The organism is Microcoleus sp. Pol12B4 (genome assembly GCF_036701385.1).
Classification (GTDB): Bacteria; Cyanobacteriota; Cyanobacteriia; order Cyanobacteriales; family Microcoleaceae; genus Microcoleus.
Genome location: NZ_JAUBQR010000099.1, coordinates 1 through 22,116, shown reverse-complemented (window position 1 = coordinate 22,116; position 22,116 = coordinate 1). Strand labels below are relative to the sequence as shown.

Below are 22,116 nucleotides of genomic sequence, written 5' to 3'. Positions count from 1 at the left end.
TTTGGGCTGCTTGGTTGGTCAGCGGGCGGGGATTGTCTAACAAACAGGCGATCGCAGCAGTAAAAAAAACCGGCAGAAATCCCTATGAAGCAGCGATCGTAGCTTGTTTGAAAGGTCGAAACCCCTGGCTAGTGGTTGAAGAACTTAATGCTCTATTAGATGATTGTCGCCTTGCTGCGAGAAATGATATATAGCACTATACCAACTATATATATGTGCCAATTGAGTAACTCCTAAAAGATTTAAAAGACTCAGCTTCCTACGATCGAACTCAGGCATCGCACAAATGAGTGTTTTGGCTGTCACCCTTAGCCTATCCCCTGGCGTTTTTGCGAATATTACAGAACAAATAATGCACTTACAGCAGCGCAAGATCCTTAAAGCAACGGCGCGTTAACTCGATTCTTGCGGATGCGTCATTATTGTTGCGGATGTTAATGTTTGTAGCAAAAAAGTAAACATTTTTATTATTCTCTAAATAACCTACATACCAGCCAATTTCCTGCCCGGTTTGTTCTCCAAAGCTTACCCAGCCTGTCTTTGCTCTAATGATATAATCGGGAGTTTTTTCGACAACTATGATGTCTTTAACCAGAGACAGCGATCGCTCAGAAAAGGGTAAGTCATTTTTGTAAAGACGGCGGAGAAATTGAATTTGCTCGTTGGGTGTGATTCGCAGTTCTCCCTCTAACCAAAATTTGTCAATATCGTCTTTGTTACCGATTTTTTGGTTGCCATAACCGACTTTAGCTACCCATTTTTGCATTTGTTCGTGTCCCACTCGGCGGGCGAGAACTTGGTAAAACCAAACGGCGGAAAGTTTTATGGCTTCTCTCATATTCAAGTCTCGATTCCATCCGGAAATTTGCCTTTGAATTCCATCCCAAGTTAGAACGGCAAGCTCATCTGAAATTACCCCTGTTTCTAAGGAAATCAGAGAGTTGAGAATCTTAAATGTAGATGCGGGTAAAAAAGCTGTGGCGTTACGCTGCGGGTTGTGTTGATAAAGCCGATTGCTATTCAAATCGTAAATCGCGATCGAACCTTCCACTCATAGCTCTTGAAAGTGCCGTCCAAAATTAATTGTCTGAGCCAAATCTCCTCCGCGAGGTGAAGATTTTGGCACTAGAGGTGGCATGGTTAAGGCTGATTGCTGTGGCTGAACTAAAACTGAAATAATGCAGCCTAATACAATGAAAATAACAGCTATCGCACGATATATTCGGTTCATAAACTTCAATAACTTAGCCAAACCACAGTTAGTAATGTTACAGGGGCGATCAACTTGCAAGGTGCGTCAGACTGAGGCTGTGTACAAAACAATTAGAGTTTGCTGCTCAGGCACCCTACAATATATGTGCTAATTGCCTAAATCCTTAACTATAAAACTGCCATAAAAGTTAAGGCGACCAAGCAGCTTAACTGAATCGCTAAGCTCAATAGTCGAAACTTCGGATCGAGGCCAGCGATGTGAATCACTGAATGTACAAGCCGAAATAGGATGTACACAACAATCAGCAAATCTACTGCTGTTCCTGAAACACCCCTAACGGTTAGAAGAAAAACAACTCCTAAATACAAAGGCAAGTTTTCTATCAAGTTGGATTGTACTCTAAATAGTCGCCAAAGCAAGCTGTCATCGTTCTGTGTGCCGAAATCTTTTACAGATCCGCCCGCAGATAGATGCCGAATCCTGACTGTTAGCAGCATAACAACAACTGCGATCGTCCACAAAATGAAAATTGCTAAACCCCAGAGAGGGAAAGTCATATTTGTCGGTTCACTGTGCATCATCTTGCTACCTTGCGAAACTGTGGTTAAGACTTTAGAAAAGTTATATCAAATCCTGTAGCATGGGAATTGTCAAATCCAGCCAACAGTCAACGCTCACCGACGGTGTAACCGGAATTGATCTAATTCATCTGTATTAATCTGCACTCATCGGCGGTAAAAGAAAGAGAATGTATAAACCGCAGATGACAAGAGATTGACCCAGATTCACGCAGATGTCGAGAAGAGAGATATGAATAATTCGGATATTCTGAGTGTTTTCCGAAATGGATAGAGCGCCTACTAAGCTCAAAGCAGCCTCTAACCGACAAGCTGACGCTAACTAGAGTGCGATCGCATCTCCTGAGTGTCAATTCCAGCCGCTAGCAACCGAGCGTTTACAGATGGTTTTCGACAAGACGATCGCACCATTGTATCGAGCAAGTGTTCGATCGCACCCGGTAGATTCTGGCAAAAACCAGTGTGTACCCGCGATGTCTGAACGATCGTACTACGGGGTGCTACGAGCCAGTGAAAGCGCTCTCTGTGGGGAAGTTGACCGATCGCGCCAGAGTCCTTGCCGCCTGCACAAATGATGGGAATGACTGCTAGGTGATTGCGAATCATTTCCAGATCCAACGTTGAGTCGATCGCCATCAAGCGCTGTTCATCAATTTCGATACGGGCTTCGAGGAATTTTTTTGTACCGCAGGAAACGATCGCCCCCACGTTGATAAACTCCTCGCGCTCAACTTTGGGAACGACGCGGATAATGGCATAATCATAAAGAAATCGATCGGGCACTAATCGCTTCCTCCAAAAAAATATGTGGTGATTCTAGCCGATTTAGCAGGTACTCGATATAAGCATTCCGATGTTCGTTGCTATCGCTGAAAGGAGAATCTCCCACCAGCCAAGTATCAGGAATTAGTTTAACAATGTTGCGAATGATGTCCGGGGTTAGCGTTTTAGTCATCTTTGAATTTGCCGCTTCCAGCGTACTGGCAAAACGCAGCAGAACGTGGTCTTTGATTGGGGGGAAACTATCGCGGCTGCGCGAGAGATACTCTTTCCAGGTATGGTGGAAGTAGAGGGCCGCACCGTGATCGATCAGCCAAAGCCGGCGGTGCCATACCAGCATATTTGCATTGCGCGGCGTGCGATCGATGTTGGTCACGAAAGCATCGAACCAGACGATTTCTGAGGCCAGATCCGCCTCGGACTTCCCCGCTATCGGGTCAAAAGTGATGGAGCCCGGGAGATAGTCGAGGGCGAGGTTGAGGCCAGCACTTGCTCGGATCAAATCTTGAATTTCCGGGTCAGGCTCAGTGCGAGCCAGTTCGGGATCGAGTTGAACAAAGACAAGTTCGGGGATTGGGAGCCCGGAGGCGCGAGCAATCTCTCCCGCCACTAGCTCCGCGATCAGAGATTTGGCTCCTTGACCGGCACCGCGAAATTTGAGCACGTACATACCATCATCATCTGCTTCGACGATCGCCGGCAGCGATCCGCCTTCGCGCAAGGGAGTGACATACCTGGTAGCAATGACTGTTCGCAAGTTGGGACTCATGCTATTTTCGATTTGAGATTTTCGATGGGAAATCACTCATTTTATGAGGGTTTGGAGCACGGGCTTACAGTTGGATTCTTTCTTTTAACTGCGACTGATGTTAAGTAGTCTCTAATTATTTTTGCATCTGTTGGCTATTGCAGGCGATCGAAAGCAAGATTTTAAGGATTGGACGATCGGCTACAAAGCCTTCAATTACCGCATCGGCACGCTGACGGAGTATTTCGTGTTTCCCAATGCCAAGCTTGTTCTGAATGATTTGTACGGGATGGAACCCAAAATGGTGTCTGCTGTTGAGGTAGATGTCACAGGATTAAGAGTTTTTTGAGCCTATTATGAACAGCCTTCTATATACTCAACTTCAGGAAGTTTACCCGAACGGAACCTCTCTACACGATTTTTGCTAGTCTCAAAAATTATGCGGTAGTTTTTGTCAGCCGCATCTTTAGGTACGAAAGTTAGATATTTTCCATTGTCAGGTGGGTGGCTTACATAAGGATGAGGAGTTGCTTTAATTTGGTCGGGATATAAAGATAAAATTCTGTTTTCATTATCCCCGATTCTAGCTCCACTGATGGTGGTAATGAGCTTGCTGCTAATATCCACTCTGGCAATGCGACCGTTTGTTATCATAAAGCTAATTCCTTTAGGCTCTCCTTTTGGTTGGACGTAGGAACACAGATATTCGTCAATACCACCACTCCCACTTCTAATTAATCTAATCCCACCTGCTTTTGACGCTTCATCAACTGTCATACCTACCCGAATTGGCCCTATTCCATTAATTGCTAATTTCGAGCGCTCTGTGAGTTTCGCTTGAGCGCTAACTGAGGTTACAAAAATCAAAAAAATGACTGCTGTGCCAATTAGTAGTGCGACCAACTTTGAACTGTTTAACTTTCCCATTAAGTGCTCTTCCTCCTTAATATCTGTAAATATTTATTTAATTCTGCTGTTATCTGAATATGCTTCGCCAGTCTACTGATTTATTTTGTACTTTTAGGCAGGAAATAGTCGGATGACTTTTGCTCGCTAGATTCTCCCGTTGGGTCTTAGAAATCAGTTTTTAGGTTGCGGGATGCCGCCCCTATATTACAGCGAAGACACCATCAATGGTGGTATCTTCGCAGGGTTTTTCTCCGCGTCCAAGAATCCCCAAGCTATATTTGTTTGTACGCGATATTCCCAACGCAAAGAACTTGTTCATCCTCCTATCCAATTGTCCGACTCCGTGATGCAGGTTTGTTTGAGTTATAGCTTTTCTGGGCGAAACAACCAACAGAAAAGAGATGTTGGCTCAATTATCCCAGCTAGTGCAGGGGTTAGAACAAAAGCCAGTGCTAGAATGGGTAAGAAAGCAGAGATTTTGTGCGAGTTTTTATTCACCGTTAACATAAGTTCGGGAAGGAAGCGAGTGTCAACCTTGGCGGATTCTCTTGTCACCATGACTAATCTATAGCCTCTCTCAGGTAGATGAGGTACAAAGTGACCAAGCCGAATTGACTGAAAAATATAAAATAACAAAAATCAGTTCGTTATAATTCAATCGGTGAGTATGCGCCCCGCCTGGACAGGAATCAGGGTTGACCCGCAGTCGATCGGCCTAGTGTAGTTGATTGGGCTAATGTAGTCGCTCGAAAGATGACAAAAAATATCAGACATCAATCAAAAATGAAATTTTACTCTGTTGACTTTCGGCAAAAAATAATTAATGTTTACGAAACTGAACCCATTTCCCAAAGACAACTAGCCAAGCGGTTTTGCGTTGCTCTGAGCTTTGTGCAAAAATTACTCAAACTGTCCCCGTCAAACCCAAGATATTTCTCCTCAAACTCATCAATGTTCTGGCCCACTGAAACTGAGTTCCAAACACCTGGTAATTTTAGCCCAATTGATTGATACAAATAACGATGCTACTCTCGAAGAACTCTGCGAATTACTCCACGAAAAAATTGGTGTTACTGTCAGCCGAGCCACAATGGGAAGAATGACCTAACGGTTGAACATGACTTTCAAAAAAAAACGCTCTTTCCGTCAGCCCAAGTGCAGTGAAAGAGTTCAAAACCTCCGATATGAGTTCTGGAAACAAGTGAACAACCTGAACGTAAAAAACTTAATTTTTATTGATGAGTCGGGGGTGAATCTGGCTATGGTTAGGTTGTATGCCCGCTCATTAAAAGGTTCAAGAGCGAGGGGAGAAAAACCAAATAGACGTGGCAAAAATGTATCGATATTGGGAGCAATATCTGTCAAAAAAGTTCTGGCATCGGTGAATTTAGTAGGCTCAATAGATGGCATTACCTTCGAGGCTTTTATTATCAGAAAACTCGTTCCCCAACTCTGGAAAGGTGCTTGTGTATTAATGGATAACTATGGCATCCACAAAGGGGAAGAAATAGAAAAAGCCATTAAAAAAGCCGGGGCAAGGTTAATATTTCTACCTCCCTACTCTCCAGACTTCTCCCCAATTGAAAATTTCTGGTCTAAGGTTAAAAGCATTCTCCGTACTTTGGGTGCGACAACTTACAGCGGATTGCAGGTTTATGAGGTACAGTAGCAGCAGTTAGTAAACCAGTTTCGCAAATGTTTAGGCTCGACTAAATAAGCGTGCGGTAGCGATAAGATTATCAACCATTTTTGTTGTAGTTGGAGAAAACTGGCGTAAAAATGCTTTGAGTTGTGACCACCAATGTTCAATGGGATTAAAATCTGGTGAATAGGGTGATTGGTAAAGAATACTTGCGCCTACCGATTGAATCAAAGGTTCGATTGCAGCAATTTTATGGGCTGGGACATTATCCATAACAACTACAGCACCAGGCCATAGTTTAGGAAGCAAACACTTTGCAATAAAAACTTCAAATGCGTTTCCATCCATTGAAGCGTTTAAGGTCATAACAGCCACAACTTGTTTTAAGCTTACTGCTCCAATGACTGTCACCTTTGCTCCTCGATAAAACGGTTTTAGGTCATATACTCTTTGACCATAAGGACTTCTGGCATGGGTTCGTGTTAAACCCAATAAAACACCCATTTCATCCAAGAACACCAAGTTTTCTGGCTCTATATCCTTGACTTGCTCCCCATACTCGCATCTGAGCTTTTGGACTCTTTCCTTTGCTGCCTGACTGCTGCGTAGTGTCTTTTTTTTAGTGTCAGCTTTTGTTTTTGCAATGCGCGACACATCGTACTGGTGCTTACCCCTTGATTATGAGTTTCTACCCAATACTCACAGTATTCAGATAAAGTGGCGTCGGGGTATTTTTCAACCATCTCAGCTATTTGGGGTCCATAACCGTACAACTCACTCTTCATCCCTCCACCCTGTTTTTTTGGTTCCACATGACCTTGGCTTCTCTTCATCTCAAGCAGTTTCTGTACCAAGCTTTTGCTCACGTCGAATCTTGACGCTATTTTTCTGATCGAGGTGTTACCTTGTTCGTAGGCTTTGACTATTTTTTCTCTGAAGTCGATGGAGTATGCTTTCATTATCCCCTTTGATGCACTCCCTTGAGTGTACTCTATTTACCTGCAATCCGCTGTATAAAGCATTGTCCGAAGCAATAACGAGAGCCTTTGAGCAAGTTGAGGAGCCAGACTTCTGGAATTGGTTTACTCACTGCTGTTATTGTACCTCATCTACCTGAGAAAGGCTATATTACCAAACTTGTTGCAGATCGCCACCAACACCCCAATTATGGGATAACCCAACCCAAATCCCAACACGCGCGCCATGCCCCAAATCCCGAAGAGTGGCTAGGCGTCAGCCGGGGCGGAGCCATCGCTGCCTCTTGTCTGCCCGCAAGCCACACCTCTTAAGTGGCGTTCACCAAGTTAGCTTGAAATTAACAGCCGTTTTGTGCAGATGTCCGCTCAATACCCCACTAAAAATGATGAAAGAAGACACTATCGAAATTGTTGGTTTTCACGCACATATTTACTTCAACCCTGATAATCGCGATGTTGCAGCGCGTGTACGCGAAGGATTGACTCACTTTGAGGTGCAGCTAGGGCGTTGGCATGACAAACCCATTGGTCCCCACTCCCAAGCGATGTATCAAATTGCATTTTTACCCTCTCAATTTGGAAAAGTCCTTCCTTGGTTAATGCTGCATCGCGAGGGATTAGATATTCTCGTCCATCCCGAAACAGGGGATGATCTGGCAGACCATACGAAACATTCTTTGTGGCTGGGAGAAAAACTAGAGCTGAATCTCGAAGTTCTGCGGCCTAGAACAGCCAACGCGAGTTTCTGAGCGATCGCTCCGTAAAAAGTAGCAGTTCTTTTGTCATCACCGTGAGCTCCCATGCTAGCGCTCTGGTTGCCAACACCCGATCGATGGGGATGCAGTACCCCAAGCTTTAGATCGGGATATGGCGCTAAAAACTATGGTTTTTTATGGCAGTTCTTCCCGATACAAAGGTCTTTTATGGGAAGTCTTAAAAAGAAAAGCTCTTCTACCAAGTAAAGTATAGCTACCAGAGAATTTCAAATAGGCAGTTTTGATGGTGTACCTGAGTTGAGGATACATCAATTCATCCCGCTTTCCGAGGTGGACTAAGCATAAAGTTTTTGTAACAATTCCCTACCTAATGATGTTGCAGAGCAAGGTTGGAACGATGCTAAAGATTGTGCGATTGCTGCCGGAGTAGCTCTAGGCATTGCAGCTATTTGTTCAGCGGGAGGGGGTGCACTCTGACAGGTGTAGGTTTTTTACAACGAGGAGGAGTTATAAGCATAAAAGGCATCCACAGGAGTTTGAGAGAAGGATCTCCAACGCTCAAGATGTATCGGAATATTGTTGAGTAGATTAGCCATCAGAGTCACAAAGCCGAGAAGAAAACAAGACAAATGACGCTGTTTTTTGAGGCTCATCGGCTGATTTAAAGCAATATGTCCAGGGGGAAGTTGTTGAAAATTTGAGGCAAGTGATTGATTTTCGTAAGTGCCACCCCGGCTCACCATCCACAAAGTGGCAACAGCCAGCACTAACCACATTCGTTCGGCTCGTTGTGGTAAGAGTAAACGGGTATGATGCCATTGCCAGCCATCTGATTTGAGATCGCGGTACACACATTCGGTACAAGAACGTAGTCCATACCAAAGAATGTTTGCTTCTTCCGGTTTGAAGTCTGTCAGAATCAACCACGGGTCTTTGTAGTCTAGATCCCAACGAGCTAGGAGTGTACAAGACAGAGGATGAGTTTTAAAACACACGACTTCGGCAGACCACGATTGTCCACCTTGACGAACTAGATGTGCCAGTGGCTGCCATGTCTGTTGAGAGGGCAGACGATAAGTTCCTTGATGGTTGATACGCAGAAATGGATGCCAGCCCACACTTTCAATCAATTGATATAGCCAATCAGCATACAACCCTCGGTCAGCCGCAACTATCACCCTAAAGTTTGCCGGAATCACACCTTGAACCTGAGAAATCAGTTTTTGCCAATGAGGTTTCCAACTTCCTGGCTCTGTGGCGCCGACAATACACCAAGCTACAGGAATTTCCGACCCACCCAATAAGATGTTCATCGACAGAACTGTAAATTTATCTCCGATGCTAGTGGCATCCAATGCCAAGGCAATATCCTCAACATTTTTCGGCAGTAAACTTAGCACCCACAACATTAATGGAGCAAAACAACCACTCACATCCAACTCACGACGATGAAGTCCTTTTTTAGCTGGGGCTTCTTGATACCATTCTTTTAATCGCTGACGGACTGTATTCGGCTTTTCTCCGTTGAGCTGGGCAATCAAATGCGAAACTTGGGTTAAGCTACTAGATTTGGTCATGACTGCACGCCCAGCTCCAAGTCGCTAAGCCAATCGCTTGAGGTATGGACAGGTGAGGCATTTGTTTGGACACGATACATGACCAATCCTTGAGATGCTTATTTTTGACCATAGAGGTTTTTCCCGCAGCCACGTGTTTCGTTTAATCACCCTTATTTTCGCCTGGTTTAATTGACTTCATACTACCCCGTCGTAAAAAACCTACACCTGTCAGGGTGCACTCCCTGGTTTTTGGGCAATGTTTGGCGGTTGTATGGCCGCTAAAGGAATTAACCTGACGAGTGATGCCGTTAATTGGAGATTTGAGACACATCATGGCAGTTGGGGGTAAGCTAACTTTCATTCGTTAACTTGCTTTGGAGTTCAATTAACGTATCACGTAGTTGCGTCATTACCAATAGCCGTTGGCTATTGGTAATTGCCCGACTTAGTAATAAGCCGGGCTCTCACCAAGCTGTCCGACGGTATGAGCTAGAAGCGTCTAGCCTACCACAGCTCAATCTTCAACAATGGCGTTGTTAAATGTAACTGTGATGTCAGCATAATCTCCGCCCTCATCATCATTATTAACCCTTTCAGAATGGGAAGCATTCTTACCGCGCGGAACCAAAACAACAAAATCTCTCTGGCCATCCAGATCGCCTGTACTTTCGCTGGTTCCTTCAAAAAGTTTAGCAGTTCCATTGACTCGGACATCTCCATTATCCAATGCCTGAGCAACTAAAGTAAGTTCAACGCGGCACTCTCCTCCCCATCGACACTCCAGAGATAGAACATTTTGAGGTACGGAATCAGAGAGGATAGTTTCCCGAACGAGAGAAGCATTGCCATACTCATTCGACCCGAATGTCTCATCATCAACTCCAGAAATATAACCCGATGCGGTTAATCGCCTTGCCATGACTAATCTCCTTAATCTCACTCTATGTGCTTTCTATCGAAATTTCTTTTACTCAACCGAGTAATAGACCACCACTCGCTCTACACCATTAATCCTAAACCTGCATCCATTTACTTTCTTAGCCTAAGTAAATCAGGAAAAAATAGAAAACTCCGAAAAGGTTTTTAGCTCACAACAGTTTTAGCGATCGCCAAATAAGCGTATTGTTAGTGTAGTATCGCGGTTGGACTTCGTGACGGGAATGTACGAAACAAAGCGTTATCTAAAGCTGGCACAAAAGCTAGAAATATTGAGTTTATGCTGCCGAGTCGGACAAATAGGGTTTACAAGCGAACTCATTCAAATTTAGGAACTACGAAGCGTTTTTTATTAATGCGCCTAAAAGAATGGTCAATCTTTGCCGCTCATTAAGTACGGTTTTCCACAAAACTTTTGAGCTTAGAAGCGTTCCTCACTGCATTTCCCTCTCCGTCGTTGTTGAAGTAGACGAACACACTTCGCCCCTGACTTTCCCACTCATGGATGCGATCGGTCCACCAATACAAATTATCATCCGAGTAGGAGCCGCCGTAGAGATTGTTGGGGTCTGGGCCGTGCAGGCGTACATAGACGAATGACCCCGTTACACGCAGGATACACGGAAGCTGGGCCCCGCTCATCACACAGTAAGCCGCTCCAGAGCGTTCCAGCAGCGAAAATACCTCTTCTGTGTGCTAGGTTGGGTGTCGGAATTCAACAGCTACTTTGATCCAGGGGGGCACCTGTTCTAGAAAGTAAGCTAGGCGGGCCGAGTCGCAGCCAAACTGGGGAGGGAGCTGGACGAGCAGAATACCCAATCGTGAACCCAAGCATTGAAGTCCCTCACTCATCCGTTCCAACCACTTTTCGGGCGAGTAAAGACGCTTAGAGTGCGTTAGACCACGCGGCGCTTTTACGGTCATCAGAAATCCTTCGGGGAGACGCTCTCGCCAGCTAGCGAAGGTAGTGTTGGGTGGCCAGCGGTAGTAGGTGCTATTAACTTCGACGGTTTGATAGTGCTGGATATAGCAATCTAGCCTAGAGCGCGGCGGTAGGTGGTGGGGATAAAGCACACCTTCCCAGTGGTCGTAACTCCAACCTGAAGTGCCAATATGAACACTCATCGCCTTTTTACTCCTATGCAGATTGTGTTTGTGTTTGAATTTAAGTTTAGTCGGCTGGCATAGCTACCGCACTACAACATCAATTAGCTAAAAATAGAAATTAGCTAAAAATAGAAAGAGCAAGTTGAACTCTTAAGGACTCCTTTAAACGCTGAGCCTGATTTGACTGCTTTAGGGGATAGTTTCAGGCTTTTCTATGTTGATTTTTTTTTGCTGGTTATGGAGATTTTCAGTATGAGTAATTAGCCGCTTGAGTTAGTCATAGCCTAGATATAATAGCCTGGTGGTTTATGAGGGATTTTTTTTATATGTTCCCCAAGTTGACTCATGAAAGTGAAGCGACAATTCTTTGATAATATGGAAGCGATCGCACTCCTAGTTTAATTGTTGGAGATGTCTAATAGGGGATAGTATCTTACTTTTTCATGCAGCCAAGCTAGAAATTGGAGTTAGGAGTTAGGAGCTAGGAGCCTGGAAACAAGAGTCAGGAGGCAGAAGAAGTATTTTTACAAATATGAGATGTTCCCTAATAGGGAAAGCGCAGATGCAACGCAGATGGTTTTCAATATAGGAGAGTGAATGCCTACCATTCAAATTTAATGACTGATGACTGATGACTAAAAGGACACAACAATGTTGTGTCCCTACGGAATTTGGCCCAATCTTGCTTTGAGACAGTCATTAGTCATCAGTCATTAATCAACTAATAACTCATGACTAACCACTAATCAGTGGTACTAACGTGGTCGATTCTCTCTAATTGCCAGAGAATTTGGTTGCCTTCGCGCCGCACCCGCGAAACTACCCAATTTCGCCAAACCCAGTTGTCTCCACGACTGGTGACAGCGCTGGCATTTACATCCATCAAATCAGCCAGTTCAGAACTGGTAATCAAGTAGCCTTTCGTAGCAACCTCGTCGGCGATGTGCAACGTTTCGATCAGATTGCGGAGGTCTTGAACCCTCACCTCGCGGGGCAAGTTCTCCAGGGTATCGGCAGTTGAATCCATCATGGTAGAGTTGGAGATCGGAAGGTCAGAAGTTATGACATAGGATTCTATCGTTTTGTTACCAGTTGCGTCCGTTTCTTCCGAAACAATTGTGTTGTCAAAGTGTAGGGGCGATGCCCCCGATCCCGCCCCGGCCTCGCCTACAGTTGGTTTCTGCTGTTGCAGTTCGGGAGTGAGATTGTGCGAGAAGCTGCGGGCGATTTCATCGCATCTGTCGTTGTAGAAGTCCCCGGAGTGGCCGCGGACGTGTTCCCACTTGATTTGCCGGGAATTCAGCTTGTCTAGCAGATGCCAGAGGTCTTGGTTGACAACATCTTTGCCCGTTGAGGTTTTCCAGCCTTTATTTTTCCAGCCTTGAATCCATTTGGTGATGCCGTTTTTAACGTATTCGCTGTCGGTGTAAACGGTGACTGGTTCGGTTTGACCGGAATTGGCAAAAAATTCCAGCGCAGCGACTGCCGCCTGCATTTCCATGCGGTTGTTAGTAGTTTGGGGGTCTCCACCTCCGAGTTCGTGACAGTTACCGTCGGCGAAACAAACTACTGCACCCCAGCCGCCTGGGCCTGGGTTGCCGGAACAAGCACCGTCTGTGTAGAGGCTTTTGATTTTGGGAGTTGTCATGAGCGAATTAATTTGTTATTTAGAGGTAAGTTGTTTGCAAGTGCGATAATTAAGGCAATTGCGATAGTTTTACTTGCTGCTATGAAAAATGCCAACTTAAAGATTAAAAAGGTTGCGCTATTTATTTGTCCCTTTTCTTTGTTAATTTTTAATACTTTCGCGCAAGCACAGCCCATAGTGCCTGCTGCTGACGGTACGGGTACTGTTGTCACCCCCAGCGGCAACCGCTATGATATCAACGGCGGCAGTTTCTCGGGAGACGGCGCGAATCTTTTTCACAGTTTTGGGCAGTTTGGCTTGAATCAAGGTCAAATTGCTAATTTTCTGACTAATTCGGCTATTCAGAATATATTAGCTCGAATTGCTGGCGGGGACGCTTCGCTAATTAACGGTTTAATTACTGTCACGGGCGGCAATTCTAATCTTTTTCTAATTAATCCTGCGGGGATTGTGTTTGGCCCGAACGCGAGTTTGAATGTGCCGGCGGCTTTCACTGCAACTACTGCTACTGGTGTCGGTTTTGGTAATAATTGGTTTAATGCTGCGGGTACAAATAATTTTAGCACCTTGGTGGGTACGCCAAATGCTTTTTATTTTAGTGCGGGTGTACCGGGAAGTATTGTTAATGCTGGCAATTTAGCTGTGACTCCGGGGCAAAATTTGGCTTTGCTTGGCGGTACGGTTGTTAGTACCGGGCAGTTGTCGGCTGCGGGCGGGCAAATTACTGTTGCTGCTGTTGGGGGATATCAGGTTATCCGCATTAGTCAACCGGGGCATTTGTTGAGTTTGGAAATAGCAACTGGCGGGAATGTGGGTAATTCTCAACAGACTTTGAATCCTATTTCTTTGCCGCAGTTGCTGACAGGTACGGGGCAAAATCAGGCGGCTGGTGTTGCGGTTGCTGATGACGGTTCTGTGAGGCTTGTGGGTTCTGGTTTGCAGGTAAATTCTGGGGATGTGGCGATTGCTGCTAATGCGTCTGGGTTTCCGCAGTTGAATGCGGGAAGTGCGAATTTATGGGCTGCGGAAAATCTCACGTTAGCGGGCGCTAGGCTGCAAACTACGGGGGATTTGAGTTTGCTGGGTGGGGATGCGGTGCGGGTCAGGGACAGCGCCCAGAAGCCTTTTTTGGCGGAGGCTGGGGGGAATTTATACATTCAGGCCGATCGCACTATTGATATTCTCACTCAAAATGCGATCGGCGGCTTATCTCTTCCCCCGCAATTCCAAAGCGGCGGCAATTTGAGTTTGGTTAGCAACGGTCTTATTTCGGGGGATTCTCACTTTGTTTCTGGTGGCAATTTTTTGATTCGCAATTTGTCGGGAATGCCGGGAAACTTTGTCAGTTTATTTGACCCGATTATCAGTGCGGAAGGAGATGTTTTCTTTGGAGATTATACTGGTGTTTCGCTGAAAGTCGAGGCGAAGGGGAGCATTGTTGCCGAGGATATTACAATTACCGGCCCTGATATTGCATTGGGTAGGGAAAATGTAAATCCCGACGATCCAGATATTGCTATTTTAACCAGCAGTCCCGCCTTAATTTTGCGGGCGGGAGTGGCAAATCTGCTAAATCCTGTTAGTAATAGTTTAGGTGAAAATTCAATCTTTACAAATCCACTTTTATCAAGCAATTTGATTTCTGTTGAAAATATTTCTGTCGGTGGGCCGGTAATTTTTTCAGCGCCGGGAAGTATCGCAACTAGAGATATTAACGGCGGTCAAATTAATCTAGAAAGTAGGGAAGCAGGAGTGCTAGTTGGGGGCAGATTAACGTCTAGTTCGACAATTAATATTCAAGCTAATGACAATATTATCTTGACAAGTGACATTTCTCGTGATGATATCAACGGCAGTATTAGTCTGAATACTGATCGGGGTAATATCGTCACAGGATCGATCGATACTGGGAATTCCGGGGCGCTCGAACTCAGAGCTTTTGGCAATGTGAATTTTGGGACTTTGCAGGGATCTAATGTTGATATTACCAGTAACTCCGGGGCATTGGGGGTTTTGACTGATGCCAATACCATTGTGCCTAATACTACACCTGTCAATATTACAGCAACCGAGAATATCAATTTGACAGCTTTTAGAGACTTAACGGTAGGCAATCTCACCGCTGCGACTGTCAATGCTAGCAGCAGCAATGGAAGTGTTAATACGGGTGCGATCGCTACTTCGGGAGATGCCAGAATTGTAGCCGGACAGGACATCAGCACAAGGGAAATAACTGTTAATCCTGTATTCACAAATCCAGTTAATCCCATCATTCCCCTAGTCAATCTGGACGCCCTAAATAATATTAGTGTTGATTCGATCAATGCTCCGGATGCTACGATTGCTTTGAGAGCGACCAGCAACTTAAATTCAGGGAGTTTGCTGGGGGGAGCAGTGGAACTCAAGAGCGATCGTGGAAATATTGCGATCGGTAATACTACATCTATTGGGAATATTAATATAATAGGATCGGGAAATGTAAATTCGGGGAATTTGCTGGGAACAAGAGTTAATGTAAATAGCTCTTCGGGAAGTATGGATATTGGAAGCGCTACAGCAACCGAAAATATTGTCAATTTAACAGCACCGCTGGATGTCAATTCAGGGGATTTGCGAGGAGTTGGAGTTAATGTAACTAGCAATTCTGGAAGTATTAATATTGGCAATACGGATGCTACAACAGAAAATGTCAATTTAACTGCGCCGCTCGATGTGAATTCAGGGGATTTGCAGGGAGTTGCCGTTGATGTCACTAGCAGCAGGGGAACTGTTAGCACTGGTAATGTAAGTGCTGCCGAAAGTGTCGGAATTTTAGCGGGGAACGAAATCGCAATTGGGCGAATAAATGTTAATCCTGTTGTTAGTGCCGATCGCACTTCTACAGTAAATCTTAACGCTCAAAATAATATCAGTGTTGCATCGATCAATGCTACGGGCGGTAATGTTGAGATCGCAACTCCGGGTTTAGTTCGAGTGACGGGTACTTTTGACCAAAACGGCACTCCTGTTAGCATCTCGACTCTTGGCGACACTCAACCCGGTACAGTTACGATCCGCCACGGCGGGGGCGATGTGAATCCGCCGACGGCTTTTTCGGTGGGAAATGCGACGACTAACGGTACTGCTGGGGCGATCGCCAGTAATCCTGTGGGTACGATTACTCAGGGCCGATCTTTCATAAATTCTTACACTCAAGGCAATAGTGCGATCGTCACCACAAATCAACCCGGTACAAATCAACCCGGTACAAATCAACCCGGTACAAATCAACCCGGTATAAATCAACCTGGTATAAATCAACCCGGTATAAATCAACCCGGTATAAATCAACCCGGTATAAATCAACCCGTTACAAATCAACCCGGTACAAATCAACCCGGTACAAATCAACCTGGTACAAATCCTCCGCCACCATCGCCAAGCGGTAGATTTCCCTTAGATAGAAACCGGGTTTTTCCCGATCGCAACCAACCCTTTAGTCGCGAACAGCGGCAGAACCAAAACAGAATATCGCGAGATATAGGAAAACCCGGAGAAAGGATGCCCCCCGAAAGAATGCACTCTCCCAGAGAAATGAGAAATTTTCTCAATTCAAATATCAGAGATTCAGTTATTCAGTCAGCATTTCGCGGTGACATCGGCAGGAATTTGGAGGCAGGAAAAATATCGGCAGCTTTGTCTCTGCTGGACAAATCTTTCAGCCAAGAATTTGGGGAATATTTAGGGATAAACATCAGTGACGAGTTGGTATCCCCAGAGGAAATTAAAACAAAGTTAGCATCCGTGGGCGCACAAACCGGCACAAAACCCAGCTTAATTTATCTATTCTCGCAGCCCGAGAAATTAAATTTAATGCTGATCACTTCTTGCGGTGAAGTGGTTCACAAAAGTGTGCCGGCTGCGAATCGGACAGAACTGCTGAAAGTTGTCACTCAGTTCAGGGATGAGATTACCAAACCGGGGGTGCGGGCTACTACGAGTTATCTACCATCTTCCCAACAGCTTTATAAGTGGATAATTGCGCCTTTAGAGGACAGTTTGAAAAACTGCGAAACGGATACTATTTCCTTTGTTGTCGATCGAGGTTTGAGAGGTATGCCCTTTGCTGCTTTGCACGACGGACAGCAATTTTTGGTGGAAAAGTACAATCTCAGCCTGATGCCCAGCATTAATTTGACAGAGACTCGCTATGTCGATCTCAGAAATTCTCAAGTTTTAGCAATGGGTGCCTCGGAATTTTCCGAGTTGAATCCTTTGCCTGCAGTTCCTGCTGAAATAGCAGCTATTTCCCGAGAGTGGCCGGGAGTTAGTTTTTTAAATGAGGATTTCACTTTGGAGAATTTGAAGCGACAGCATCAAAGCCGGCCTTTTGGCATTATTCACTTAGCTACTCACGGCGAATTTCGACCTGGAGCACCGAATAATTCTTTTATTCAGTTGTGGAATAGTCGGCTGCGACTGGATCAATTGCGGGATTTGAGATTGAATGATCCGCAGGTGAATATGTTAGTTTTAAGTGCTTGTCGGACTGCGGTGGGAGATGCACAGGCGGAGTTGGGTTTCGGGGGTTTGGCGCTGCAAGCGGGGGTGCAAACGGCTTTGGGAAGTTTATGGTACGTGAGTGATGAAGGTACTTTGGGATTGATGAGTGAGTTTTACCAGCAGTTGAAGACGGCGCGAATTAAGGGGGCAGCGCTGCGACAAGCGCAAATTGCGATGTTGCGGGGAGATGTGCGTTTGGAGGGTGGCAGACTGCGGGGTTTGAGTCGGGGTGAGGGGGTGGAGTTGCCGGCTTCGCTGCAAGGGTTTGCGGATTTAAAGTTGTCGCATCCTTATTATTGGTCGGCTTTTGTGATGATTGGGAGTCCTTGGTGATTGGTGATTAGTGATTAAGTAAGTCGGGGGAAATATTTACAACTATGTAACGAAGGCTTAAGTAACCTGATGGGAGTTAAATTTAACAGGTTCTGTAGTATACTTTCCTTTTTCGGCTCTAACTTCTACCCCATAAATTACAGCATAAGCGAGATCTAATTCATCCTCAAACATTTTTCCGGCTAGTTGATTTTTTTTGATATATTCCCACTCCCATTCAATTGGATTCATTTATGAACAATATTTAGGCAAAAAGAAGATGTATTAACCCTGAATTTCTTACTTCGACCATAATTGTTGTTGGACTTTGCCGACATCGGTGTATCGGACCGTTGCCCTTTTCATAGCGACACCTCCATTGCGCTGCTGTTCAAATAATCCTAAGACGCTACCAAAAAGCAAGTCTATGCGAGTCATCATCCAGCGAGTAAAATCATCTCAAGTCGAAATAGAAGGTCAAATTGTCGGCAAAATTGGCCGCGGACTTAACTTGCTTGTAGGTATTGCAGACACCGACACCGAAGCAGAACTCGATTGGATGGCTCGCAAATGCGTAGAATTGCGTTTGTTTCCCGACTCTGCCACGGATACCGGGCGCTGGGACAAGTCCGTACAAGACCTCGGTGGCGAGTTGCTGGTAGTCAGTCAGTTTACGCTCTACGGCGACTGTCGCAAAGGTCGGCGACCTTCCTTTGATCGAGCAGCGGCTCCTGAACGAGCCGAAATTCTTTATGAGAAATTTGTCGAAAAGTTGCGCCAGAGCGGCTTAAAAGTTGAAACAGGCTTGTTTGGAGCGATGATGCAAGTCTCGATCGAGAATGACGGGCCGGTGACTTTGATATTAGAGAAAGAATCGGGGTGAGTTGGTTGACAGGCCTCTCTGTTCACCGCACCGCACCCTACTTTTCTTATATTCCTTCGTGTCCTTTGCGTCTTCGCGGTTCGTTCAAAAAAAGCCGTTGCGCGTTTTACTAAGAGCAAATTTGCAGATCGACCGGGTTTCCTAACTGCGGTTGCGTAGGTTCAGAAGACATGGGTTTTCGCTACATTTTCTCCCATCCCGATTCCAGAACCTCAAACCCTTAAAAAACCAGTTTGTAAATCGTCCACTCAGCGGCCCCGGAACACCGTCAATCTTTTTCGCGATCGCCCCACACGACTAACAGCTCAGAATGCTTGTATAGTAAGGCTTTGATGGCAATAAAACCAATCTTTCACAGTCAGCGCTTAGAATCAGATTCAGCAGCCAAAAACTGTTGCATGAGAGAGTGGAACACTGGCCTCACTGCGGTTATCTCTACTTCCGTAACATTCAATGTATAGAGAGTTGAATCAGCACAGCAAGCGAAACCGCCAGCAACTGCCACCTCACTCTCGGAGAAATGTCCTCGCACACCCACTGTGCCCTACCACCCGATAAACGCCATGACTGTCAAAGCTGCCACCAACACCGTCAACTGCAACACCGCTTCTGACCTCAACTGCATTCCGGAACAAACCGCTGAAATCAATACTGTTCCCAGCATCGATATCCTCGCTTTGGCTAACTTCGCCCTTAAAGAATTGCAAGCCGAAATGAAAACTGCCAGCCGCAGCGCTCAAACAGTGGCGATGCGGATTGCTAAGGAAGTTGAACGGATTTGCCAAAAAAGCGATCGCATCCAAATTTCCGGCGAAGTAGAAGCTTGGCAAATCACCTTGGCCGAGCACCGGTTGCAAAAAACCCTGCAATACTACCGCCTCGGTTCCAAACAAGGCCGCGTCGAACTGCATTCTCACCTCGCGGCTATGATTTACCGCCATGTTGCTTCTTTCCGATCGAACTTGAACTTCCAAGCTCGCTACAACATGATTGAAGACTTTTTGCAAGGCTTTTACATCGAATCTCTGCGAGCTTTCCGCCGCGAACACCAACTCGATGTCACCTACCAGCCCCGCACGCAGCTAGAATTAGCTGAGTACATGGCTTTTACCGAACACTACGCCAAGCGCCAAATTGGTTTGCCCGGCCGCAACCGCCAACGCCTGATCGTGTTGCGCGCTCAAGGATTTGCCAAGGGCCAGCCTCCGGAAACTGCGATCGACATTGAAATGGCTGTAGAATCCGGCAAGGGAGAAGAAGCGGAAATGTACAGCCGCTCTCCGGCGTTGCAACAAGTGCGTGAGCAAATGGTATCGGAAACTGTCGATCCGGCTGATGCTGTGCTGCGCGATCGAGTAGTCTCGGAATTGATCGCCTATCTGGAATCGCAAAATCAGCCAGAATGCGTGAATTACTTAACTTTAAAATTGCAAGACCTTTCGGCTTCGGAAATTGACCGCGTGCTGGGTTTGTCTTCCCGCCAGCGCGACTACTTGCAACAGCGGTTTAAGTACCACGTCGAAAAATTTGCCCGCACTCAAAATTGGAAACTTGTTCACGAATGGCTGGGTGCTGATGTCGATCAAAAGCTGGGAATGACTTCGGACAAATGGGAAGCATTTCGCGCTCAACTTGCGCCCGAAATGCAGCAAATGTTAGAAATGAAGCGGAATCAAGAAAGCGACAAGGCGATCGCCACCGCACTCAAATGCACTCCCAAACAAGTCCAAAAACGCTGGGCGCAACTGTTGGAGCTGGCAAGCCAGACTCGCAACAGCAGCCAAGCTTAATTGGTACTCAAATATGAATGCAACTGTTTTCTTGAGACTGGAAAATGCGATCGGGTGCGGCACCTGCACAGGAATGCCCGCCCCGGCGTCCACTCTCAAATCAACAAGGGCTGCTACTAACTTATCGCCGCTTTTTGGCATATTCAATTTATTAAAACAACATTATTTTTTTAATATGTTTTATTCCCTGGTTAGGCCGGGGAATTTGTTTTTGTTATTCATTATTTATTAGTAATTAGTTATAGGAAATTGCTCGCCGAAGAGGCGACATTGCATATATTTATAATTAAATTTAAACATAGGGAGTAGTAGAACAAAGGGAAAGTTGTTTAAAGTTCAAAAATGCAATGCCCTAAATGCCAGGGTAAAGATGTACTTAAAAATGGAAATCAAGACTGAGAACAGTGTGATCCATTTAAGCAATGCAATAGTGTGTCGAAACCTATAGTGAGCCGGGAGATCCCAAGGAGGCCAAACAAATTTGCTTAAGCAATATACTGTAATGGCATGGGGCCGCAAGACAAATTGAGCGTTGTACTGGTATGACCCACAATAGCGTCATCCCCTGGCTCAAAGAAACAGGGAAACGATTATTTGAAACTGAGGCAATTGAAACGATACCCAAAGTAAGCGAAATCGACGAAATCCAGATATTCGTTGGGTAAAAAAACCGATCCTTGTATGAACAGCAATAAATCACTTGGCTGAGGTTATTCTTGCTTGGACGTTATGAGATAAGAGGAGTGACACTTTTGTGGCTTTGTCGATGATGATTAAAAATTGGTAAGTAGTAGGACACAATTAATTACATAAAACTATGGGCTACAAGCCTTGTCTAGTAAAAAATTAGCAAAGAATCAGTTTGGAATTAATTCTATTCCATTACTTGATGCAACCGAGTTACTCCGTCGAGGGAGTGCTACGGCGCTAATTAATCAAGGTTTAGTGGATCACGGTCAGATCGAACCACTATCTAATAATGAGGAAGCTACGAAATAACTTCCTGCTAGTGCTGCTCAAAACCATAATTCATTTTTGAACCAGTATCCATCATAAGGGCGATCGCATCTACCTACAGATTTTCCACCATCAACTTTTTGTCAGCGCTGACACAATTTTTTTGCCAAACACCTCAATAAACTGCTCTTGTTATCGGTTAACGTTGTGCAAAATTAGTTCATAAAACCCCAATTCACTATCTTTTTGCAACCACTCAATATGCTGCTCTTGGTCTGCCGAGATTCAGACGTGTTGATATAACTCCTCTGCTTTCACAAACTCCCCGCTAGCATCAAATTGATCTGGTGTTATCAGGTCGGTCAACATTTTGCTTCTGAAGATGTTACTACGCCATTAATCGTGAGCGCCTTGTAGTGCTTTCTTTGCATTACTGTCATAGGAAATCTGCACTTTCAAAATCATTGGTTTCCCTTCTCCGCCACCGCGACGAAACGCATGGACGACTTCTTTTAACTTTTCAGGTGGGCGAGAAGTAGTATTTAATCCAACTGCCCAACCATTCTACGGTTTCTGGGGTAACTGACGCGCCGATAATTAATGGGAGAATTTCCGGCCGGGTATAGAGTTTTGCATCTTCTACCCACACTAAACCGTGATGGGTGACGGTTTCTCCTGCCCAAAGGGCGCGGATAATATCGACACATTCTTTGAGGCGCGTGTTGCGGATCGCTCTTAGTAGGTCACTTATCCCCAGTAATATTTATCGTTCAACGCTTGACCGCTGCCAACCGTGAGCCAAAAACTATTTGGAAACAT

General features: G+C 45.3%; 19 protein-coding genes and 3 pseudogenes. 9 read left to right on the top strand and 13 right to left on the bottom strand.

Going from position 1 to position 22,116, the window contains the following annotated elements; translation table 11 throughout:
* Positions 1–194, top strand: a pseudogene (locus QUA38_RS15110) (protein phosphatase); the annotation flags it as partial.
* A gap of 164 nt (positions 195–358) precedes the next feature.
* Here QUA38_RS15110 and blaOXA read toward each other — a convergent pair.
* The 4 genes and pseudogenes from blaOXA to QUA38_RS15090 form a co-directional block, all read right to left on the bottom strand.
* A pseudogene (blaOXA, locus tag QUA38_RS15105) lies at positions 359–1,231 on the bottom strand (class D beta-lactamase).
* A gap of 149 nt (positions 1,232–1,380) precedes the next feature.
* A complete protein-coding gene (locus QUA38_RS15100; RefSeq protein ID WP_333163051.1) occupies positions 1,381–1,794 on the bottom strand; it encodes an MAPEG family protein in 414 nt (137 codons plus the stop codon).
* A gap of 315 nt (positions 1,795–2,109) precedes the next feature.
* Entirely contained in the window at positions 2,110–2,574 is a 465-nt protein-coding gene (locus QUA38_RS15095; protein WP_333163049.1) for a DUF3037 domain-containing protein, read from the bottom strand.
* On the bottom strand, positions 2,552–3,340 hold the full coding sequence (locus tag QUA38_RS15090) for a HipA family kinase (protein ID WP_333163048.1): 789 nt from the start codon (positions 3,338–3,340) through the stop codon (positions 2,552–2,554). The genes QUA38_RS15095 and QUA38_RS15090 overlap by 23 nt, the downstream gene beginning before the upstream one ends.
* Positions 3,341–3,461: 121 nt before the next feature.
* Between QUA38_RS15090 and QUA38_RS15085 the strand changes: the two genes are divergently transcribed.
* Positions 3,462–3,668 carry a hypothetical protein gene (locus QUA38_RS15085; RefSeq protein WP_333163046.1) on the top strand — a complete coding sequence of 69 codons (207 nt, stop codon included), beginning with the start codon at positions 3,462–3,464 and terminating at the stop codon, positions 3,666–3,668.
* A gap of 5 nt (positions 3,669–3,673) precedes the next feature.
* On the opposite strand, the gene QUA38_RS15080 is transcribed toward QUA38_RS15085, so the two are convergent.
* Positions 3,674–4,246, bottom strand: a complete 573-nt coding sequence (locus QUA38_RS15080) for a hypothetical protein (protein WP_333163044.1) — start codon at positions 4,244–4,246, stop codon at positions 3,674–3,676.
* Positions 4,247–4,418: 172 nt separating this feature from the next.
* Here QUA38_RS15080 and QUA38_RS15075 point away from each other — a divergent pair, with 172 nt between their 5' ends.
* The 3 genes from QUA38_RS15075 to QUA38_RS15065 all read left to right on the top strand — a co-directional run bounded on the left by QUA38_RS15075 (position 4,419) and on the right by QUA38_RS15065 (position 5,897).
* Positions 4,419–4,799, top strand: a complete 381-nt coding sequence (locus QUA38_RS15075) for a hypothetical protein (protein WP_333163043.1) — start codon at positions 4,419–4,421, stop codon at positions 4,797–4,799.
* A gap of 318 nt (positions 4,800–5,117) precedes the next feature.
* On the top strand, positions 5,118–5,336 hold the full coding sequence (locus tag QUA38_RS15070) for a hypothetical protein (protein WP_333163041.1): 219 nt from the start codon (positions 5,118–5,120) through the stop codon (positions 5,334–5,336).
* Between the two features lie 9 nt (positions 5,337–5,345).
* The gene (locus QUA38_RS15065) at positions 5,346–5,897 is read left to right on the top strand and encodes an IS630 family transposase (RefSeq protein ID WP_333163039.1); all 552 of its coding nucleotides are present in this window, start codon (positions 5,346–5,348) and stop codon (positions 5,895–5,897) included.
* Between the two features lie 30 nt (positions 5,898–5,927).
* Here the strand turns inward: QUA38_RS15065 and QUA38_RS15060 are convergent, their stop codons facing one another.
* Both QUA38_RS15060 and QUA38_RS29370 read right to left on the bottom strand, forming a co-directional pair.
* Positions 5,928–6,515, bottom strand: coding sequence for an IS630 family transposase (locus QUA38_RS15060; RefSeq protein ID WP_445305061.1), 588 nt, complete (start codon positions 6,513–6,515; stop codon positions 5,928–5,930).
* Positions 6,404–6,829: a helix-turn-helix domain-containing protein gene (locus QUA38_RS29370; RefSeq protein ID WP_445305059.1), complete on the bottom strand. Its 426-nt coding sequence runs from the start codon at positions 6,827–6,829 to the stop codon at positions 6,404–6,406. The genes QUA38_RS15060 and QUA38_RS29370 overlap by 112 nt, the downstream gene beginning before the upstream one ends.
* A gap of 401 nt (positions 6,830–7,230) precedes the next feature.
* Here QUA38_RS29370 and QUA38_RS15055 point away from each other — a divergent pair, with 401 nt between their 5' ends.
* Positions 7,231–7,596, top strand: coding sequence for a DOPA 4,5-dioxygenase family protein (locus QUA38_RS15055; protein WP_333163036.1), 366 nt, complete (start codon positions 7,231–7,233; stop codon positions 7,594–7,596).
* 458 nt (positions 7,597–8,054) lie between these two features.
* Here QUA38_RS15055 and QUA38_RS15050 read toward each other — a convergent pair whose 3' ends face one another.
* The 4 genes and pseudogenes from QUA38_RS15050 to rnhA all read right to left on the bottom strand — a co-directional run bounded on the left by QUA38_RS15050 (position 8,055) and on the right by rnhA (position 12,813).
* Positions 8,055–9,140 carry a transposase gene (locus QUA38_RS15050; protein WP_333163034.1) on the bottom strand — a complete coding sequence of 362 codons (1,086 nt, stop codon included), beginning with the start codon at positions 9,138–9,140 and terminating at the stop codon, positions 8,055–8,057.
* Between the two features lie 496 nt (positions 9,141–9,636).
* Entirely contained in the window at positions 9,637–10,041 is a 405-nt protein-coding gene (locus tag QUA38_RS15045; RefSeq protein ID WP_333074757.1) for a hypothetical protein, read from the bottom strand.
* A gap of 407 nt (positions 10,042–10,448) precedes the next feature.
* Positions 10,449–11,183, bottom strand: a pseudogene (locus QUA38_RS15040) (DUF72 domain-containing protein).
* 724 nt (positions 11,184–11,907) lie between these two features.
* Complete coding sequence (rnhA, locus tag QUA38_RS15035) at positions 11,908–12,813, bottom strand: ribonuclease HI (RefSeq protein WP_333163032.1); 906 nt, start codon at positions 12,811–12,813, stop codon at positions 11,908–11,910.
* A gap of 81 nt (positions 12,814–12,894) precedes the next feature.
* Here rnhA and QUA38_RS15030 point away from each other — a divergent pair, with 81 nt between their 5' ends.
* On the top strand, positions 12,895–17,688 hold the full coding sequence (locus tag QUA38_RS15030) for a CHAT domain-containing protein (protein ID WP_333163030.1): 4,794 nt from the start codon (positions 12,895–12,897) through the stop codon (positions 17,686–17,688).
* 57 nt (positions 17,689–17,745) lie between these two features.
* Here QUA38_RS15030 and QUA38_RS15025 read toward each other — a convergent pair whose 3' ends face one another.
* Positions 17,746–17,919, bottom strand: coding sequence for a hypothetical protein (locus tag QUA38_RS15025; protein ID WP_333163028.1), 174 nt, complete (start codon positions 17,917–17,919; stop codon positions 17,746–17,748).
* 175 nt (positions 17,920–18,094) lie between these two features.
* On the opposite strand from QUA38_RS15025, the gene dtd reads away from it, so the two are divergent.
* Entirely contained in the window at positions 18,095–18,550 is a 456-nt protein-coding gene (dtd, locus tag QUA38_RS15020) for a D-aminoacyl-tRNA deacylase (protein ID WP_333163026.1), read from the top strand.
* 563 nt (positions 18,551–19,113) lie between these two features.
* Positions 19,114–20,340 (top strand): HetZ-related protein, encoded by a 1,227-nt coding sequence (locus QUA38_RS15015; protein ID WP_333163024.1) that lies wholly within the window; start codon positions 19,114–19,116, stop codon positions 20,338–20,340.
* Positions 20,341–21,817: 1,477 nt separating this feature from the next.
* On the opposite strand, the gene QUA38_RS29365 is transcribed toward QUA38_RS15015, so the two are convergent.
* The gene (locus QUA38_RS29365) at positions 21,818–21,991 is read right to left on the bottom strand and encodes a hypothetical protein (protein WP_445305060.1); all 174 of its coding nucleotides are present in this window, start codon (positions 21,989–21,991) and stop codon (positions 21,818–21,820) included.
* Positions 21,992–22,116 lie beyond the last annotated feature (125 nt).

Coding starts and splice junctions, on each gene's coding strand:
- QUA38_RS15100 (WP_333163051.1), bottom strand. CDS start 1,794: ATGATGCACAGTGAACCGACAAATATGACTTTCCCTCTCTGGGGTTTA.
- QUA38_RS15090 (WP_333163048.1), bottom strand. CDS start 3,340: ATGAGTCCCAACTTGCGAACAGTCATTGCTACCAGGTATGTCACTCCC.
- QUA38_RS15080 (WP_333163044.1), bottom strand. CDS start 4,246: ATGGGAAAGTTAAACAGTTCAAAGTTGGTCGCACTACTAATTGGCACA.
- QUA38_RS15075 (WP_333163043.1), top strand. CDS start 4,419: ATGCCGCCCCTATATTACAGCGAAGACACCATCAATGGTGGTATCTTC.
- QUA38_RS15065 (WP_333163039.1), top strand. CDS start 5,346: ATGACTTTCAAAAAAAAACGCTCTTTCCGTCAGCCCAAGTGCAGTGAA.
- QUA38_RS29370 (WP_445305059.1), bottom strand. CDS start 6,829: ATGAAAGCATACTCCATCGACTTCAGAGAAAAAATAGTCAAAGCCTAC.
- QUA38_RS15055 (WP_333163036.1), top strand. CDS start 7,231: ATGATGAAAGAAGACACTATCGAAATTGTTGGTTTTCACGCACATATT.
- QUA38_RS15050 (WP_333163034.1), bottom strand. CDS start 9,140: ATGACCAAATCTAGTAGCTTAACCCAAGTTTCGCATTTGATTGCCCAG.
- QUA38_RS15045 (WP_333074757.1), bottom strand. CDS start 10,041: ATGGCAAGGCGATTAACCGCATCGGGTTATATTTCTGGAGTTGATGAT.
- rnhA (WP_333163032.1), bottom strand. CDS start 12,813: ATGACAACTCCCAAAATCAAAAGCCTCTACACAGACGGTGCTTGTTCC.
- QUA38_RS15030 (WP_333163030.1), top strand. CDS start 12,895: ATGAAAAATGCCAACTTAAAGATTAAAAAGGTTGCGCTATTTATTTGT.
- QUA38_RS15025 (WP_333163028.1), bottom strand. CDS start 17,919: ATGAATCCAATTGAATGGGAGTGGGAATATATCAAAAAAAATCAACTA.
- dtd (WP_333163026.1), top strand. CDS start 18,095: ATGCGAGTCATCATCCAGCGAGTAAAATCATCTCAAGTCGAAATAGAA.
- QUA38_RS15015 (WP_333163024.1), top strand. CDS start 19,114: ATGACTGTCAAAGCTGCCACCAACACCGTCAACTGCAACACCGCTTCT.